Here is a 16872-nt window from a genome sequence, read left to right on the forward strand (position 1 = left end):
TGCGAAGTCCCTGGGGCCACTGGATCCGGCGGAAAGGCCACAGGACCACTCCGGCGACGGCCGCCGCCCATCGGCCGGACGTCCTGACCTTGCCCCGCCACAACGGGTAGCAGCAGACGCTCACGAGCGCCCCGACGGACGCGGGAACGGTGATGAGCGGAGTGACCGGCGCCTGCTCGATGAGACTCTGCAGCCTGTTGGAGAAGGGCGTCGCCACCGCTGTCGCCACCAGCGTCGCCACAGAAGTGACCGCCGCGGTCAGCGCCGTGGTGACCAATCCGGATCGGCTGTTGGAGTGCTGCTCCTGTTTGTTTCGGCTTTTTCCGTGTATATCCGGACTTTCTTCTGAAGATCGATCCGGACTTTCTCCTGGTGGGGGCACGGGGGCGGACATGAGGAAGAGCCTGTTCGACGGGCTGGATGATCCGGCCGACGCCGGATCACGAAAGATCGACCCCTATTGTGCGCGGCGCTGTCAGGAAATGTAACCCCTTTCTTACAAACGGCCACCGTGCCGCCGCTCAGCGTTGTGCGGATCGTGCTCTCAGCCCGCGTGCAGCATGGTGACGAGCTCATGCGCGACGTCGAGGAACTGCGCACGCGAAGAGGTCGCCGTCTGAAGGTCGACGAACGCCTCGTGGGCCCCGGCCTCGGCGAGGGTCAGCAGATAATCGGCGACCTGCCGTACGGTTCCCGCGTGCGGCACCTGGTCGGCGGGCGCCGGGGTGTCGGTGATCTCCGGATTGACACGCACCACCATGCGCAGCACGGACGGGTCCCGGCCCGCGCGGGCCGCGGCCTCGAGCGCCAGGCCCCACAGGGAGGTCAGATAGGCCATCGGCATGGCCGCGCTCAGCCAGCCGTCGGCCCGCCGGCCGACTCGCTCCAGCGCCGGAGGCGTGTAACCGGCGAGCAGGATCGGAGGGCGCGGCCGCTGGCAGGGCTTGAGGTCGATGTGCGACGGCGGCACCGTCCACAGCGCGCCCTTGTGCTCGACCACCTCACCGGTCCAGACGGCCTCCATCACATCGAGCGTCTCCTCCAGCCGGTCTCCCCTCCCCCGCCACGGCACCCCGGTCGCGGTGTACTCGTCGCGAAGCCAGCCGAGACCGATGCCGACGTCCAGCCGTCCGTGACTGAGCAGGTCGAGCGAGGTGAGCGTACGGGCGAGCAGGACGGGCGGCTGCCACAGCGCGTTGAGCGTGCTGGTCCCCAGCCGTATCTCGCGCGTGCCGACCGCGGCCAGCGTCAGTGCGGTGAGCGGGTCGAAGAAGGTCCCGAAGGCCGGAGGGACCGTCCCGTCCCCTCCGGGGTACGGATCGCTGGGCGTCAGCGGGAGCAGGATGCGGTCGCCCGCCCACAGGCTGTCGTAGCCCATCGCTTCGAGATCCGTGCTCGCCTGCCGGATGAACTCCGGGTCGGCGAACGCGCCGTACTGAGGGACCGTGTATCCGAGCCGCATGAGTGTTTCCTTCGCACTGCGCCGATAGAAGACCGCCCTGATCGGGCGTCGGCGGAGACGCTAGGAAAGCCCGCTTGCGGAAAACTTGGACAAGCCGAGACTCAGGTCCAAGAGCGTCCCAAGGCTGGGATTGCCCGTAGACCGTGGTCGAAACCGGCAGTACGAAGGTTCCTGCGCGCCGCCTCCTCGACTGCGGCGCACGTCAGGACTGCGGCATGTCGAGCGGACGCCCGGCCCGGCCGCCTGTCACGGCGACCGGCCGGGCCGGGCGAAACCCGAGCTGAAACGTCGCGCTGAAACGTCGGCTCCAGAGCGTCCGCTCCGGGACGTCAACTCCGGGACATCCGCTCCGGGACATCCGCTCGGGGTGTCCGCTCAGGGTGTCCGCTCAGACGCCGACGGCCGCCTCCGCGCGCGGGGCTGCCGTCTCCGCGGCTTCCGCCGGGGATTCTTCAGTGGAGTCCTCGGGGGCGGCGTCGGGGTGCGCCGCGACGAACTGCTCGATGACCTCGTCGGCCATCTTCCCACGCGCGGGCACGTCCAGCCCCTGCTCGCGGGCCCATTCGCGCACGTCCGTCAGGGTGTAGCCGCGCAGCCGCGGGGAGGTGTCCGCGGCCTTCTTGGACCGCGTCGCCTGCTTCACCTCACGGGCGTTCTCCAGCACTTCCTCGATGAACGCGAGAGCCTCGCTCAGCCGCTGCTGGTTCGCGTCGGACAGGTCGATGGCGAAGGTCCGGTTCAGCAGCGGGAACTCCCGTCTCGCCACATCGTCGCCCTCGGAGTGGTCGAGGTCGTCAACCAGTATCACCTTCTGCGCCACGTGCAGCCCTTCCAGGGTGGATCTCCGTCTATCTGGACCGTGGCATCCTACTGGTGCTTCCATCGCCGGCCCGCCTTCCCGGGTTCCTCGACCCGAGCACGAGCGCCACGGCGGCGACGCCGTACGCGATGGTCGTGAGCAGGGCGGGCAGGAAACTCCCGGGAGACGAGTAGTCGGGCTGGCTGCCCCCGCTGATGTCCGCCACGGTCACCGAGGAAACGGGATTCATTCAGGGCCTTGCGTGCCCCACCCGGAGACGATCAGGTCGTCCTCGAAGACCAGCACCTCGTTGGCGAGCGCGCCCGTCTGCTTCCGGAAGTTGATGACGACACAGTCGACGCCCGCGTAGACGCCGACGACCTCGAACCGCAGATCGGGGTTGTGCCGCAGCCCCTCGGCCCAGTAGGCCCGCAGCGCGTCCTTGCCGCGGATCGTGCCGTCCGAGCCCTCGATGAGCCGCGCCGCGATCGGGGAACGGAACACCACGCCGTCGGCGTAGTGCCGCATGATGCGGTCGAGGTCGTGGGCGTTCCACTCGGCCACCCAGGTCTCGGCGAACGCGTGTGCCCGGGCAAGATCCATGACCTCATCCAAGCACGCCGCGACACCTCACCGTCTGCGCTTCCGTCCGCCGGCGCGGCCCCGGGCACCGGGAAGACGGCCCGGCTCACGTGCCCGGGCGATGCAGGCGGCGGTGCAGCGCGCGGACCTCGTCCACCAGTGCGGGCACCGGCCCGGCCACCCGCACCCCGGGCGCGATCTCGTTGACCGGGAGCGTCCGCACCGGCGGGGGCGGCACGTCCCACTCGGCCAGCCACTGCGCGAGCTGCGCCGACGACGCCACGTAGACGATCCGCCCCAGCCCCACCCACCCGTGCGCCGCCGCGCACATCGGGCAGTGCTCGCCGGAGGTGTAGACCGTGGCCTTCGCGCGCTCCTCCGGCGTCATGTTCCCCGCGGCCCAGCGCGCCAGCTCGAATTCGGGGTGCCGTGTGTGGTCGCCGCCCGCCACCCGGTTGCGGTCCTCGGCCAGCACCTTCCCGTCCCCGGAGACCAGGACCGAGCCGAACGGTTCGTCGTCCGCCTCCAGCGCTTCCTTCGCCAGCTCCACACAGCGGCGCAGGTGCCGCAGTTCCTCCGATGTCGGCTCATAACTCATGATCGGAACGGTAACTCCGCAGGGCGCGGGTAGGGCGAGGGGCATGCCGGAAGGGCATCTGGTCCATCGCTACGCGGACGAGCAGCACGAGGCGCTCGCCGGGCGCGCGGTCAGGGCCACGAGCCCGCAGGGCAGGTTCGACGCGCGGCCCTACGACGGCAGGGTCGTCGAGGGCGTGGAGGCACTCGGCAAGCACCTGCTCTATTGGGTGGAGGACGCTCCGCCCATCCATGTGCACCTCGGCATGCAGGGCCTCTTCCTGCGGTACGACGACCCGGCGGCCGAACCACGCAAGGGCACCCGGCTGCGGCTGGCGACCGGCGAGGCGGCGTTCGACCTGATCGCGCCCGCCCGCTGCGAGCCGATGGACGAGCGGGCGCTGGCGGCGCTGCGGGCCGCGACCGGCCCCGACCCGCTGCGCGGTGACACAGACCGTGGCACCGACCGGGACACAGACCGTGGCACCGACCGGGACACCATTCGAGAGGAGGCCGTGCGGCGCCTGCTCGCCGCCCGCACCGCGGTCGGCGCGGCCGTGCTCGACCAGAGCGTGTGGTCGGGGGTCGGCAACGCCTGGCGGGCGGAACTGCTCTTCCTCACCGGCCTCGACCCCGGCGCCCGCGACATCGGCCCCGAGGCCGCCGGGCGGCTCTGGGACACCGCGGTGCGCTACCTCGCGCTGGGCCGGGACGCCGGACAGGTGGTCAGCGACCCGGACGCGCCGGACGAGCGGTGGGTCTACAAACGTGAGCGCTGCCGCCGCTGCGGAGCCGCCATCCGGACCTGGACGCTGGCCTCGAGGACGGCGTACGCGTGCCCGGCCGACCAGCGCCTGCATGCCATCTGACCTGGGAAGTCATGCCTTCATCGAGTTGTTACACCCAGGTGAACGAAGGCCGGAGACTGCTGGACATCCGCCGCATCTACGTCGAGCCCGCCGCGGCCGAGCCGCCGCGCGGCAAGGAGATCCTGGAGCGGTTCCCCGAGGCCGAGCGAATCGAGATCGAGGCCCACGATCACATCCCCGAACTGTACGGGGACGAGGCGAACGTGGCCCGGTGGGTCAGGATCAAGACCGAGGCGCTGGTCCTCGGCGTCAAGAAGTCGCTCACCGCGCGGCCGAACGGCCGGTCGAGCGACTTCATCGCGCCCTCGACCGCCAACGGCTGCGCGATGGCCTGCGCGTACTGCTACGTGCCGCGCCGCAAGGGCTACAGCAACCCGATCACGGTGTTCGCCAACATCGACAAGATCATGGGCTATCTCGGGAGGCACGCAGGGCGGCAGGGCGTCAAGCCCGAACCCAACCAGGTGGACCCGCACGCCTGGGTCTACGACATCGGTGAGAACTCCGACTGCTCGGTGGACGCGACCGTCTCCGACAACGTGCGCGACCTCGTCGATCTCTTCCGCGACCTGCCGAACGCCAAAGCGAGCTTCGCCACCAAGTACGTCAACCGCGACCTGCTCGACTGGGACCCGCAAGGCCGTACGCGCGTTCGCTTCAGCCTGATGCCGGCCGCCGACGCCAAGCTGCTGGACATCCGCACCACGCCGGTCGCCGACCGGATCGCGGCCATCGACGACTTCGTCGAGGCGGGATACGAGGTGCACGTCAACTTCAGCCCGGTGGTCGTCCGCGACGGCTGGCTGGAGGACTGGGCGGAGCTGCTCGGGCAGCTCGACGACGCGCTGAGCCCGGCGGCCCGCGCCCAGCTCGCCGCCGAGGTCATCTTCCTCACGCACAACGACCGGCTGCACGAGGTCAACCTCGGCTGGCATCCCAAGGCCGAGGAGGTGCTGTGGCGTCCCGACCTCCAGCAGCCGAAACGCTCACAGACGGGCGGCTGGAACGTCCGCTACAAGACCGGCCACAAGGGCCGCTACGTCACCGCGCTCACCGACCTGGTCGCCGGGAAGATCCCGTACTGCCGGGTCCGCTACGCCTTCTGACCGCCGTCCGGCAGTGCGAGAGCGCGTACGGCGAGTTCCACCCACCGCACCCGGGCGGACTTCGGCGTCCCGGCGCCCGGTGAGGTGGTCAGGAGCAGGGCGACGTCGTCGACCGTGACGTCGGGCCGCAGCGTACGGTCCCGGTGGGCGGCGGCGACCAGGGTTCCCAGCGAGTGGGTGGCGCGTTCCTGGATCTCGCGCAGCGATTCGCCCGCCAGGCCCGCCACCGCCTCACGGAGCAGGCGTTCCTGCCCCATGTCCACCACCACCCGGTGCAGCAGCCCGGCGATCTCGTCCAGAGCCGCACTCCGGCCGTCGCCGACCCTGCCCACGGCGGCGTCGAGGGTCTCGGCAATGGTCGCGCCCAGCTCGGTCACGATGGCGTCGACCAGGTCGTTCTTGGTGGGAAAGTGCCGGTAGAGCGTGCCCACGGCCACCCCGGCCGCCGCCGCGATCTCGTCCATCCCGGCCTCCGGCCCGTGCGTCGTGATGAGCTCGCGCGCCGCGCGGACGATGGCGGCCCGGTTGCGCACCGCGTCCGCGCGCGGCTGCGTCCGCTTGGTCACTCGCTCCATGTCCTCGTGCTCCGCCGTCCTCTTGCCTCGAACCTGAGGCGGCGGCCATCCGCATCCGCCGCGTCGCGCCGCAGGCCACCCTCGACGTGGTCCGTTTGGACCTGGCCTCGCTCGCGTCGGTGCGGGCGGCAGCCGGAGAGATCCGTGCCCGTCACGACCGGATCGACCTGCTCGTCAACAACGCGGGCGTGACCGGGCTCTCCGGCCGCACGGAGGACGGCTTCGAGATCCAGTTCGGCGTCAACCATCTGGGCCACTTCGCCCTCACCGGGCTGGTGCTGGACCTGCTGCTGACCGCGCCCGGGTCCCGCGTGGTGACGGTCAGCAGCATCGGCCACCGGTTCGGCCGGATCGACACCGACGACCCCGACGCGGGCGCAGGCGCCTACGCCCGGTCGAAACTCGCCAACCTGCTGTTCACCTACGAACTGCAGCGGCGGCTGCAGACGGCCGGAGCGTCCACCGCGGCGCTGGCCGCGCACCCCGGCGGCGCCGCGACGGAGGTGTTCCGATACTCCTCGCCATGGTTCCGGATGCCGAACCTGCTGATCGCCCGGCTGTTCGGGCGAACTCCGGCCATGGGCGCACTGCCGACTCTGCGCGCGGCGACCGATCCCGAGGCCGCCGGCGGCGACTACTACGGCCCGGGCGGCCTGTTCGAGATCCGCGGATATCCCGAGCGGGTCAGGGCGGCCGCCCGTGCGCACGACCGCGACCTGGGGCGGCGCCTGTGGCAGGTCTCCCAGCGGCTCACCGCCGTGACCTACCCCGTCTGAGCGCCGCCGTCATCCCGCGAGTTCCCGTACGACGCCCGGCCTGTTGGTGATGAAGCCGTCCACACCCGCGCCGATCAGGCGGCGTACGGCGGTGGGGTCGTCCACGGTCCACGCGAGGACCTTCATGCGGAGCCGGTGGACGCGCCGGACGTAATCCGCCGTGACGTCGGCGTACGGCGGGTTGATCTGGTCGGCGAACCGGGCCAGGCCGGGCAGCTCCGCGATCCGCGGCGTGCCGAGCAGGCCGATCGGCACCCCGGGCATGAGGCCGTGGAAGCGGCGCATCGACTCCCAGTCGAACGACTGCACGACGATTCGGCCGCGCCAGGCGGGGTCGCGCCCGATCTCCTCGGCCACCCGGGCCTCGATCCCGGGATAGAGCCGGGGCTCCTTGATCTCCAGCAGCAGGCCGAGCCCGCTGCCGCGCATCGCGCGCAGCGCCTCGCCGAGCGTGGGCACCGCCTCCCCCGCGTATGCGTCGGAGAACCGCGCCTTCCGGGAGAACCAGGAGCCGGCGTCGAGCTTGCGGATCTCGGCCAGCGTGAGGTCGCCGACCCGCCACGGCGCCCGGCCGGGGAAGACCTCCTCCGCGTCGGTCGTACGGCCGAGCGTCGTGTCGTGCATCAGGACCAGGTGGTGGTCCCTGGTCTCCTGGACGTCGAGCTCGAACATGTCCGCGCCCTGGTCGCGGGCCAGTTCGAAGGCCACGACGGTGTTCTCCGGCGCGTACGCGGACGCGCCGCGATGGGCCACGACCAGAGGCGCTGACGCCGCCGTGGCGGGGACGACCGAAGCGAGGGTGATCAGGACGATCGCGGCGATGAGGCCGGGTCGCCGGCACATGGTTCTCCTCGGAGTCGGGAGCGACTACGAGGAGAACTTGACCACACACCATTACACGGAGTTGATTTTCCGGTGGCGCCCGGGTGCCGGCTCGGTGAGCATCGTCCCGTCTCCGGGCATCCCCGCCCGTAGCGGTCAGACGCGGGCGGCGGTGACCGCCACCGTGACGTAGGACATCGTGAAGCCGCCGCCCATCGCGTCGATCACGTCACCCATGCCCGCCAGCACCTCTTCGATCTTGTCCGGCGGCAGCCGCGTGAGGACGCCGGACGTGGGCATCTGGTCGAGCCACTCGTCGCGGGTGTAGAACCGCTGCCATTCGTACCGCCACTCCTCCGGGTCGCCGAACGCGCCCGCATCCCTGATGCCGTCGGCGGCCTTGGTGAACAGCGGCCGGTAGCCGTCGAGGGCCGACCCCACGGGCCGGTCCTGTGACGGGAGGCCGGGCATGACGCGCCGGTAGACCGCGGCGTGGGCCTCCGCCATGGCGGGCGGGGGCTCGAACACGTGCCAGAACGCCGCCAGTCGGCCGCCGGGACGCAGCACCTCGGCCGCCTTGGCCGCTCCGGCGACCGGGTCGACCCAGTGCCAGGCCGTTCCGGCGACGACCGCGTCGAACGCGCGTCCGGCGGGATCCCACGCTTCGAAGGTCGCCACCTCGACCTCGAGTCCGTCACGGCGCGCGAAGTCCGCCATCCGCGCGTCGGGCTCGACGCCGAGCACCGTGCATCCCGCCGCCCGGAACTGGCGGGCTGCGATGCCGGTGCCGCAGCCGACGTCGAGGACGTCCGGCCCGGGGCTCGCGGCGACGATCCGCTCCACCATGGCGTCGGGATAGGGGGGCCGGGTCCGGTCGTAACGCTCGGCGTCCACGCCGAACGACTCCGCCATCCCCCTGGCCTTGTGGGGTTCGTTCTCGGAAGCTGAAGTGGGCATGCGCCCACTATGAGTGGGCAGGTGCCCACTCGTCAATTCGGATAAAGTCGACGGACGGACAGGAGGGGATGGAACGGTGCCGACGGGGGTTGTCCTCCACGACGCGCGGGAGCAGTTGTTCGCCGCCGCCGAGCGGGTCCTGCTCAGGGACGGGCCGAGCGCGCTGACCAGCCGGGCGGTCACCACCGAGGCGGGCTGCGCCAAGGGCGTCCTCCATCGGCACTTCGCCGACTTCGACGCCTTCCTCGCCGAACTCGTGCTCGACGGCATCGCCAGGATCGACGCGCAGACGGCCGCCCTGCGTCAGTCCGCAGGGACCGGCACCGTCATCGACAACCTCACCGGGGTGCTGACGGACCTGTTCGGGTCGGTCGCCGTGGCGGTCGTCGGGTTGATCATTTCCCGGGACGGCCTGCGCGCCCGGCTGCGCCAGGCCAGGCCGGGCCCTGGCCTCCCGCTCCTGACGGAGGCCGCGGCCATGCTCGCCTCCTACCTCACCGCCGAGCGCGACCTGGGCCGCATCGCGGCGGACGCCGACGTCGACACGCTCGCTCCCACGCTGCTCGGAGCCTCACACCTGCTGTTCGCCGACAGGGACGGCGGCCCGCCGCAGGCCGACGCCGTCCACAAGATGGTGACCACGGTCATCGCGGGCGTCGTACGGAGCGAGCCTGGAGCGCCGGGAGTGGCGCGGGTAACGTGATCAAGCGTGACGATGCCGGCGCTCTTCGATCTGGACAACACATTGGCCGACCGCGACGAGGCCTTCCGCAGGTGGGCCGAGGAGTTCGCGGACGTCCACGGCCTGGGTGACGAGGCGGTCGAGCGGCTCGTCGCCCTCGACGAGCACGGCTATGCCTGGGCGGGCCAGGAGCCCGCATCGGACCACACCGTCACCGACGTGACCGAGGCGATCGGCATCCCGCTGTCCGACGCGGAACGGCGGTAGCAGGGTGGACGACGACGACCGCCTCATTCTGCGCCGCACCTTCACCGAGGACGCCGCCCTCTACGACCGGATGCGGCCCGGCTATCCCACCGCGATGTTCGAGCACGTCCCCCGCGGCAGCCGGGTGCTGGAGATCGGCTGCGGCACCGGCCAGGCTACGGCCTCCCTCGCCGGGCGCGGCTGCGTGGTCACGGCGGTGGAGCTGGGGGCCGCGATGGCGGCGCTCGCCCGCCGCAAGCTCGCCCGATTCCCCGACGTGGACGTCGTCAACGCGGCCTTCGAGGAATGGCCGCTGCCGCCGGAGCCGTTCGACGTCGTCTTCGCCGCCACCAGCTTCCATTGGATCGACCCCGCCACACGGGTGGGCAAGTCGGCCGACGCGCTGCGGCCGGGCGGCCTGCTGGCCGTCGTCTCCACCGAGCACGTCGCCGGGGGCAGCACGGAGTTCTTCGCGGAGGTCCAGCGCTGCTACGAGCAGTGGGACCCCGCCACGCCGCCCGGCCTGCGGTTGAAGCCGGGGAGCGACATCCCGTACGACAGCGAGGAGATCGACGCCTCCGGCCGCTTCGGGCCGGTGCGGTTCCACCGCTACGAGTGGGATCACGCCTACACGACGCGCGAGTATCTCGACCTGCTCACCACGTATTCCAACCACCGGGCCCTGCCCGCCGGGGATCTCGCGGGGCTGCTCGGCTGCATCGCGGCGCTGATCGACGGCCGGTACGGCGGGCGCATCGTCAAGCGCTACCTCACCCAGCTCGCATTGGCCGAAAGGCTCGGCTGACGGGTCAGCCCGGCAGCGGGTCGTCACCGCCCATGCATAGCACGGGGGCCGCCCCCCCCGGAATGACATGATCGACGGGTGACGGTCAGACGGCTGCCTCCGGCGAGTGTGACTCCCGGGGGCGGCTGCCCCGGCGAGCGTACGGTGCCGGTTGAGGTGCGGCTGCCCGAGCCGCTCGGCGAGCGCGACGTGGTCGTCAACCTCGACCAGCTCTACACCCCCGACCGGCCGGGCCTGCTGCGCCGCTGCGGCGAGCTCGGCTGTCACCCGGCGCCGACGGGCTGCACCTCCGACTCCTACTACCAGGCCGCCAGGGACGCGGACGCGCCCGAGCACAGCTATCACCGTGAGCGGGGATGCGACGGGAAGTGGCTCGTCATGGACATCTCGATCAACAGCGGACCGGTGTGCGAGGGGCCGGGCGACTGCGCGGGCGGGTCCGGGACGACCCGATACTTCTACCGCGCGACGCCCACCGGCTGGCGGGTGATCGCGGCCACGACCACGCCCGGATGTGACGACGTGCGCTCCGCCGAGCCGCGCTTCCCGCGCACACTCTGCGCGAAGCTCACCGCGCCCTGACCGGACGGCCGGGGGACGGCACGGTGCGGGTCAGCGCAGCATGTCGAGTGACCGGGCGGTGCCGAGGGAGTCGTCGGCCGCCGTGTGCCGAGGCTCGGCCTCTCCGCGCAGCACCTCGTGGATGTGGCGGATGCCCCAGGAGAACGCGGTGCCCTCGCCCGGCTCGTGCCGGGCGACCAGGCGTCCCTCACGCCACACTTCGAGCCCGTCGTGCGGCTCGGGGTGGAACGGGTTGGTCAGCCGGATCTCCCCTCCGGTGCCGACCAGGCGGGTGTACGTCGTGAACGGCAGAGCGAAGCCGCAGCTCAGCATCAGGCGGCCGGAGTCGAACTCCAGGACCCCGGCGGTCTCGATGTCCACCCCCGCCTCGCCCTTGACCGCGACGGCGTGGCCGGCGACGGCGTCGCCGCCGAACAGCAGGTGCGCGAGCCGTACGGGGTAGCAGCCCACGTCGTAGAGCGCGCCGCCGCCGAGGGCCGCCTCGAGCCGGATGTTCTCGGTGCCCTGCATCGTGAAGTGGAAGGACGACCAGATCTCCCGCAGTTCGCCGATCGCGCCTTCGGCGAGCAGGCCGCGCAGCCGGGCCGTCTGCGGGTGGAACGGGAAGACGAACGCCTCCCAGAGCGGCCGGGCCGACCGGCGCGCCACCTCGATGACGTTCCCGGCCTCCGCGGCGGTGAGGCACAGCGGCTTCTCGCACAGGACCGCCTTGCCCGCTTCCAGGGCGGCGATCGTCCACTGCGCGTGCAGGGCGTTCGGCAGCGGGATGTAGACCGCGTCGATCGACGGGTCCTCGATGACGGCCTCGTAGCCGCGCACGGCCCGGGCGACGCCGTTCCGCGCGGCGAACTCCTCGGCGCGGGACAGGTCACGGCCCGCCACCACGGCGGCCGTACCCCCACCGGCCTCGCGCAACGCGGGCAGGAACGCCCGCGCGGCGATGCCCGCCGTGCCGAGGACCCCCCACCGGACAGCCCCACTCATCCCGCACCCACTCCTCGCCACCGTTGCCGACATTTAACGATTTACCGGGGAATACCTGCCGGGACCGTAGCACAGCGCCGTTGATGTGAACTTTTTCCCCCAGAGTCCGATATCGGGGATCCCATGGGGGTACGTGACGGCCGATCCCGACCGGGACGCGACGCGAGCGGACAAGGGATACGCCATGAGCGAGGAAATACGGCGATTCACCCATTTGCCGAGCGACCGGGCGCCCGGGCCCGACTACTCGGGGCCCGGAGTCGAAGCGGAGCTCACCGGGCGGATGCCCGAGGGCCGCCCCGCCGAGCGGCCCGAGAGGCCAGAGCGGCCCAAGCGGCCCAAGCGGCCAGAGCGCGGCGGCGGATCGTATGACGACCTCTACACGGCCCGGGCCTCGTCCGCACTCGGCAAGGTGGCGTCGGACGACGGCATGCTCGACGTCCGCATCAAGGCGCCGGGGGAACTCGGCGGCCCCGGCGGGGCGACCAACCCCGAGCAACTGCTCGCCGCGGCGTACGCCTCCTGCTTCCACAGCTCGCTCACGCTGGTCGCCGGGCGGCAGGGCGTCCGCACCTCCGACGCCACCGTGGACACGGCTGTCACGCTCCGCAAGCGCGGCACCGCCGACGACTACACGATCACCACCGACCTGACCGTACGCCTGCCGGGGGTCGAGCCCGAGGCGGCCCGCAGGCTGGTGGAGCAGGCCCACGGGGAGTGCCCGTATTCACGGGCCTTCATGCAGGGGGCCGAGGTGCACGTCCACCTCGCCTGACCGGCGGCACCCGCCCCGGACCAGGCCGGGACGGGTGCTTCGAGCGGGACGCGGCGCCCTTCGCGCGGCGGCGCGAAGGGCGGCACCGGGGACCGGGGGTCGGGCCCGCGTTCGCGCACCTCGACGAGCCCGCCCGGTCGTCTCAGCTCTTCTGCTCAGACCCTTTTCCTGAGACCTTCTGCCTCAGATCTTCTGCCACAGCGCGGGGACGTTCGGCGGCTCCCAGCCCACGATCGCCGTGTGGGCCTGGATGCACCGGTACGTCGCCCCGCCGTAGGTGACCTGGTCGCCCACCTTGTACGCCGTACCGGCGGCCCAGGTGCCGCCGGGAACGGTCGGAGTGGGCGTGGGGGTGCGCGTCGGCGTGGGAGACGGGCTCGGGGTACGCGTCGGCGTCGGGCTGGGAGTGGGCGTGGGCGTGGGGCTGGGCGTCCCGCCCCCGCCGACCTGGAGGTCGACGCAGGCGTAGAACGCGTTGGCGGTGTCGGCCACGTTCCAGATCGCCAGCACCTTCTGCCGGCCCGTCCGTCCGCCCAGGTTCACGGTGTGGCTGACGGTGGCGGGCGGCTGCGCCCCGTGATCGTCGAAGACGGCGATCCGGGTGCCTCCGATGTAGTACTCCCACGTGCTGGTCGAGTGGCGGGCGGTCAGCGACCACGTGAAGGTGACGGTGTCGCCGACGCTGGTGGCCGGCCAGGGCTTGCTCTCGTCGTCGAGCTGGGCGAAGCGGGCGTTGCCGCCGCTGCAGCTGCGCAGCCCCTTCGGTCCTTCCACGCTCTGGGGCTCGTAGATGATGTCGCCGCAATTGGGGACGCGGCCCTGGGCGCACATCGCCTGGCGGCTCGCGGGTGACGAGATGTACCCGTGCGCCTGAGCCGGCGAGGCGATGAACACCGTGGCGCCGATGCCGATCGTCGCCGTCGCGAGGAAGGTCAGCGTTCTTCGCATGTGTGCTCCTCACTGCTGGGGGGTGGCGCAAATATAAAGGAAAGTTTCCTAACAGTGAAGGCCCAATGACTGCGGCGGTCAGGGGCTCCGAGGCGGGATCCGTCCACTACGGCAGCGGCGGTCCCCAGCCGGGACCAGCGCCCGGACCGGGGTCCGGCGCGACGCCGGCTCGCGGAAGCGGCGCGCGTACGCGGGGCCTTGGCGGGGCCCCAGAGCGGCTTCCCGCACGCCCTCGTGGTGCACTGAATCCAGGGGGATGCGCCATGCCGCAGCGTTGGTCGATCACGGCCCGGCCGGCACCGGCCCACGGTGTCGCCGTCGTGCTGCTGTCCCTGGCGGCGACGTCGTTCGAGCTGGTCACCGGTCACCCACCGGCCGCCGAGCCGGTTTCGCACGACGAGCGGGCGCTGTATGCACTCGAACCCGTGCCGGCGGCCCCGGCTTACGCGCACCCGGCGTTGCTTCTGCTGCTGTTCTCCGGGGCACTCCTGCTGGCCGGGGCGATCATGTACCTCGGCTTCCGCCTGACCGGCGGCGCGGTCCAGCCGGCGCCCGCGTTCCCGGCCGAGCCGGAGGAGATCGAGGCGGCCGGCCCGCACCGGCCGACCCCGGCGCACGGCGAGATCGACGGCCTGGCCCCCGGTGTGAACCGTACGCTCGGGCGGCTGGAGGAGGCGCTGGAGCGCCAGCGCCGTTTCAGCTCCGACGCCTCCCACGAGCTGCGCACCCCGCTGACGGCCATGCGGGCCCAGATCGAGGACGCGCTCCAGGCGCCGCAGGAGACCGACGTGGTCACCCTGGCCGAGGCGCTGCTGCCGAGCCTCGACCGGCTGCAGCGGATCGCGACGGACCTGCTGGCGCTCTCGCGGCTGGAGAACGAGGCGCTCCCCATCCGGCGGCAGCGGGTGGATCTCGGGAAGCTGGCCGAAGGCGAACTGCAGATGTTGCCGATCACCAAGCGGATGGTCCCCCGGCTGGGCCCGGACGTCGTCGTGCTGGGAGACCCCCACTCCCTCGGCAGCCTCATCAGCAACCTTCTCGGCAACGCGCAGCGGCACGCCGCCAGCACCGTCACGGTCACGGTGCGGCGCGAACCGCGACGACCCGGCGGGCCACCGGATGGAACGGCCGTGCTCGAAGTGGCCGACGACGGCCCCGGGATCCCCCGCGAGCAGCGGGAAAAGATCTTCCAGCGGTTCTGGCGGCTCGACTCGGCCCGCAGCAGGGACGCGGGAGGAGCCGGGCTCGGACTGCCCATCGCCCGCCAGATCGCCGAGAACCACGGCGGCCGGCTGACCATCGAAGACAGCGCCGCGGGTGCGCGTTTCGTGCTGCGGCTGCCGCTCGCCCCGGCGCCCTGACCGCCGGCCTATGAGGCCCTGATCCCTGAGGCGGGTTCGGCAGAAGGAGCAGGAACGCGTTGACATGAGCCGTCCGCGGCCTACACTCACACACGTGAACGATCGTTCAAGTGTTGTGGATCTGGCGCCGGCCGACTCCTGCGCGCTCCCGGTGGTGGACGCGCACCGGGTGGAGACCGTCAGGAGGGCCTTGCCGCCCCAGGAGACGGTGGAGGACCTGGCGCAGGTCTTCGGCCTCCTGGCCGACCCCGGGCGGCTGCGGCTGATCGCGGCGCTGCTGGAGGGCGGCGAGATGTGCGTGTGCGATCTCGCGGCGGCGACCGGCCACAGCATGTCCGCCGCGTCCCACGCCCTGCGCCTGCTCCGCGCCCACAACGTGGTGAAGGTGCGGCGCGCGGGAAGGATGGCCTACTACCGCCTCGCGGACTCGCACGTGCGGCTGCTGTTCGACCTGGCGATAACGCACATCGGACATGAGGAGAAGGACCGGGACGATGGGTGAGACCGGCAAGAGGCACGGACACCGCACCGGGACGGGTGACGACCGTGAGCACGGGCACGAGCACGAGCGCGGCCATGCGCGCGGGCGTGGTCACGGTCACGGGCATGGTCACGGGCACGGGGTCAGCGCCGAGGCCGATCGGCGTCTGCTGACCGGCGCGCTGGCGCTCATCCTCGGCTTCATGGCGGTCGAGGTCGTCATCGGCGTCATCGCGCACTCCCTCGCCCTGGTCTCCGACGCCGGGCACATGCTCACCGACGCCATCGCCATCGCCTTCGCGATCATCGCGATGCGGATCGCCGCCCGCCCGCCGCAGGGCGGCTTCACCTACGGCCTCAAACGCGCCGAGATCATCAGCGCCCAGATCAACGGGATCACGCTGCTGCTGCTCAGCGTCTACTTCGTCTACGAGGGCGTACGCAGGCTGATCGAGCCCCCCGAGGTCGAAGGCGCGTACGTGGTCGCCACCGGCATCGCCGGAATCGCCGTGAACCTGGCCGCGACCTGGCTGCTGAGCAGGGCCAACCGCGGCAGCCTGAACGTCGAGGGCGCCTTCCAGCACATCCTCAACGACCTGTTCGCCTTCATCGCCACCACCGCCGCCGGCGCGGTGATCTGGCTGACCGGCTGGGCCCGGGCCGACGCCCTGGCCGCGCTGGTCGTGGCCGCCCTGATGCTCAAGGCCGGATGGGGCCTGGTGCGCGAGTCCGGCCGGGTCTTCATGGAGGCCGCCCCCGCCGGGATGAACCCCGCCGAGATCGGCCGCAAGACCGCCGCCCTGGAACACGTGGTGGAGGTGCACGACCTGCACATCTGGGAGGTCACCAGCGGCTACCCAGCCATGTCCGCGCACATCCTGGTCACCCCCGGCGCGGACTGCCACGCCGTACGACAGGCGGCGCAGCGGATGGTCCACGACGAGTACGGCATCGACCACACCACGCTGCAGGTCGACCACGCCCCACCGGAGCTTCTCGCGATCGGTGAGGCGGCGGCCGAGGCGGCAGAACCCCACTGCGTCACAACGGCGGCGGAGCCGCCCTCCGCCACAACGGCGGCGGAGCCGCACTGCGCGGACGCCCACGGCCCGGCGCACGTCAACGGGCCGATACGGTCCGGAGACGACCGCCGATCACAGGGCTGCGCCGGCCGCCGATACATCAGGTTCCCCGGCGCCAGACGCCTCTCCTGACCCCCGCTTCCTCTCAGCGGGGGCGGGGCGAAGCCGGGCGGGTGGCGCCGCCCCACCGGATGCCGTTGGGCCGGAGGTCACCGCGGTCGGCGGCGGCCTGCTCGTCGGTGGGCCTCGGCCTGCGGGCCGTGGCGCCGGCCTGGTTCGCCCGGCTGCCCGGCGCGGTACCGCGCAGCGCATCGGCTCGGGCCTCGGCGTCACCGCCCTGCTGCTGCTCGCGTCGACGGTGAGTTCCGGGGGCGCGGCGGACCCCCGGACGGCCCTCGCCGGT

The 16872-nt window shown here is 71.9% G+C and carries 21 protein-coding genes; 12 read left to right on the plus strand and 9 right to left on the minus strand.

All coding sequences use genetic code 11. The features are described from left to right. Positions 1-152: 152 nt before the first annotated feature. Positions 153-488 carry a hypothetical protein gene (locus tag QSK36_RS36235; RefSeq protein ID WP_285785507.1) on the plus strand — a complete coding sequence of 112 codons (336 nt, stop codon included), beginning with the start codon at positions 153-155 and terminating at the stop codon, positions 486-488. Positions 489-544: 56 nt separating this feature from the next. Here QSK36_RS36235 and QSK36_RS36240 read toward each other — a convergent pair whose 3' ends face one another. The 4 genes from QSK36_RS36240 to QSK36_RS36255 all read right to left on the minus strand — a co-directional run bounded on the left by QSK36_RS36240 (position 545) and on the right by QSK36_RS36255 (position 3441). Continuing rightward, complete coding sequence (locus tag QSK36_RS36240; RefSeq protein WP_183542860.1) at positions 545-1462, minus strand: TIGR03619 family F420-dependent LLM class oxidoreductase; 918 nt, start codon at positions 1460-1462, stop codon at positions 545-547. Positions 1463-1850: 388 nt separating this feature from the next. Next, positions 1851-2282: a histone-like nucleoid-structuring protein Lsr2 gene (locus QSK36_RS36245; RefSeq protein ID WP_183542862.1), complete on the minus strand. Its 432-nt coding sequence runs from the start codon at positions 2280-2282 to the stop codon at positions 1851-1853. Between the two features lie 225 nt (positions 2283-2507). Further along, the gene (locus tag QSK36_RS36250; RefSeq protein WP_285785508.1) at positions 2508-2864 is read right to left on the minus strand and encodes a nuclear transport factor 2 family protein; all 357 of its coding nucleotides are present in this window, start codon (positions 2862-2864) and stop codon (positions 2508-2510) included. Positions 2865-2949: 85 nt separating this feature from the next. After that, positions 2950-3441, minus strand: coding sequence for a nucleoside deaminase (locus QSK36_RS36255; protein ID WP_285785509.1), 492 nt, complete (start codon positions 3439-3441; stop codon positions 2950-2952). Positions 3442-3484: 43 nt separating this feature from the next. On the opposite strand from QSK36_RS36255, the gene QSK36_RS36260 reads away from it, so the two are divergent. Both QSK36_RS36260 and QSK36_RS36265 read left to right on the plus strand, forming a co-directional pair. After that, the gene (locus QSK36_RS36260) at positions 3485-4288 is read left to right on the plus strand and encodes a DNA-formamidopyrimidine glycosylase family protein (RefSeq protein WP_285785510.1); all 804 of its coding nucleotides are present in this window, start codon (positions 3485-3487) and stop codon (positions 4286-4288) included. Between the two features lie 11 nt (positions 4289-4299). Beyond that, complete coding sequence (locus tag QSK36_RS36265; RefSeq protein ID WP_285785511.1) at positions 4300-5394, plus strand: spore photoproduct lyase family protein; 1095 nt, start codon at positions 4300-4302, stop codon at positions 5392-5394. Here QSK36_RS36265 and QSK36_RS36270 read toward each other — a convergent pair. After that, a complete protein-coding gene (locus QSK36_RS36270) occupies positions 5382-5969 on the minus strand; it encodes a TetR/AcrR family transcriptional regulator (RefSeq protein ID WP_285785512.1) in 588 nt (195 codons plus the stop codon). The two genes, QSK36_RS36265 and QSK36_RS36270, sit on opposite strands and share 13 nt — an antisense overlap. 47 nt (positions 5970-6016) lie before the next feature. Here QSK36_RS36270 and QSK36_RS36275 point away from each other — a divergent pair, with 47 nt between their 5' ends. Continuing rightward, entirely contained in the window at positions 6017-6745 is a 729-nt protein-coding gene (locus QSK36_RS36275; protein WP_285785585.1) for an oxidoreductase, read from the plus strand. 9 nt (positions 6746-6754) lie between these two features. Here the strand turns inward: QSK36_RS36275 and QSK36_RS36280 are convergent, their stop codons facing one another. Together QSK36_RS36280 and QSK36_RS36285 are read right to left on the minus strand one after the other, a co-directional pair. Further along, complete coding sequence (locus QSK36_RS36280) at positions 6755-7588, minus strand: glycerophosphodiester phosphodiesterase (RefSeq protein ID WP_285785513.1); 834 nt, start codon at positions 7586-7588, stop codon at positions 6755-6757. Positions 7589-7723: 135 nt separating this feature from the next. Next, positions 7724-8524, minus strand: coding sequence for a class I SAM-dependent methyltransferase (locus QSK36_RS36285; RefSeq protein ID WP_285785514.1), 801 nt, complete (start codon positions 8522-8524; stop codon positions 7724-7726). Between the two features lie 76 nt (positions 8525-8600). On the opposite strand from QSK36_RS36285, the gene QSK36_RS36290 reads away from it, so the two are divergent. The 4 genes from QSK36_RS36290 (at position 8601) to QSK36_RS36305 (ending at position 10839) form a co-directional block, all read left to right on the plus strand. Continuing rightward, positions 8601-9227 carry a TetR/AcrR family transcriptional regulator gene (locus tag QSK36_RS36290; RefSeq protein WP_285785515.1) on the plus strand — a complete coding sequence of 209 codons (627 nt, stop codon included), beginning with the start codon at positions 8601-8603 and terminating at the stop codon, positions 9225-9227. Positions 9228-9233: 6 nt separating this feature from the next. Continuing rightward, positions 9234-9473 carry an HAD family hydrolase gene (locus tag QSK36_RS36295; protein ID WP_285785516.1) on the plus strand — a complete coding sequence of 80 codons (240 nt, stop codon included), beginning with the start codon at positions 9234-9236 and terminating at the stop codon, positions 9471-9473. Between the two features lie 4 nt (positions 9474-9477). Beyond that, positions 9478-10257 carry a class I SAM-dependent methyltransferase gene (locus QSK36_RS36300; RefSeq protein ID WP_285785517.1) on the plus strand — a complete coding sequence of 260 codons (780 nt, stop codon included), beginning with the start codon at positions 9478-9480 and terminating at the stop codon, positions 10255-10257. Between the two features lie 78 nt (positions 10258-10335). After that, positions 10336-10839, plus strand: coding sequence for a hypothetical protein (locus QSK36_RS36305; RefSeq protein ID WP_285785518.1), 504 nt, complete (start codon positions 10336-10338; stop codon positions 10837-10839). Positions 10840-10869: 30 nt separating this feature from the next. Here the strand turns inward: QSK36_RS36305 and QSK36_RS36310 are convergent, their stop codons facing one another. After that, a complete protein-coding gene (locus QSK36_RS36310; RefSeq protein ID WP_183542888.1) occupies positions 10870-11823 on the minus strand; it encodes a Gfo/Idh/MocA family protein in 954 nt (317 codons plus the stop codon). A 184-nt stretch (positions 11824-12007) separates the two neighbouring features. Here QSK36_RS36310 and QSK36_RS36315 point away from each other — a divergent pair, with 184 nt between their 5' ends. Next, complete coding sequence (locus tag QSK36_RS36315) at positions 12008-12598, plus strand: Ohr family peroxiredoxin (RefSeq protein WP_285785519.1); 591 nt, start codon at positions 12008-12010, stop codon at positions 12596-12598. Between the two features lie 183 nt (positions 12599-12781). Here the strand turns inward: QSK36_RS36315 and QSK36_RS43630 are convergent, their stop codons facing one another. Continuing rightward, positions 12782-13546 carry a lytic polysaccharide monooxygenase gene (locus QSK36_RS43630; RefSeq protein WP_183542890.1) on the minus strand — a complete coding sequence of 255 codons (765 nt, stop codon included), beginning with the start codon at positions 13544-13546 and terminating at the stop codon, positions 12782-12784. Positions 13547-13809: 263 nt separating this feature from the next. On the opposite strand from QSK36_RS43630, the gene QSK36_RS36325 reads away from it, so the two are divergent. The 3 genes from QSK36_RS36325 to QSK36_RS36335 all read left to right on the plus strand — a co-directional run bounded on the left by QSK36_RS36325 (position 13810) and on the right by QSK36_RS36335 (position 16601). Continuing rightward, positions 13810-14907: a sensor histidine kinase gene (locus tag QSK36_RS36325; protein WP_285785520.1), complete on the plus strand. Its 1098-nt coding sequence runs from the start codon at positions 13810-13812 to the stop codon at positions 14905-14907. Between the two features lie 94 nt (positions 14908-15001). Then, a complete protein-coding gene (locus QSK36_RS36330; protein WP_285785521.1) occupies positions 15002-15409 on the plus strand; it encodes an ArsR/SmtB family transcription factor in 408 nt (135 codons plus the stop codon). Then, positions 15402-16601: a cation diffusion facilitator family transporter gene (locus QSK36_RS36335; protein ID WP_285785522.1), complete on the plus strand. Its 1200-nt coding sequence runs from the start codon at positions 15402-15404 to the stop codon at positions 16599-16601. Before QSK36_RS36330 ends, QSK36_RS36335 begins: the two co-directional genes overlap by 8 nt. Positions 16602-16872: the final 271 nt, after the last annotated feature.

The organism is Microbispora sp. NBRC 16548 (genome assembly GCF_030268985.1).
In the GTDB taxonomy this organism is placed as follows: domain Bacteria; phylum Actinomycetota; class Actinomycetes; order Streptosporangiales; family Streptosporangiaceae; genus Microbispora; species Microbispora catharanthi.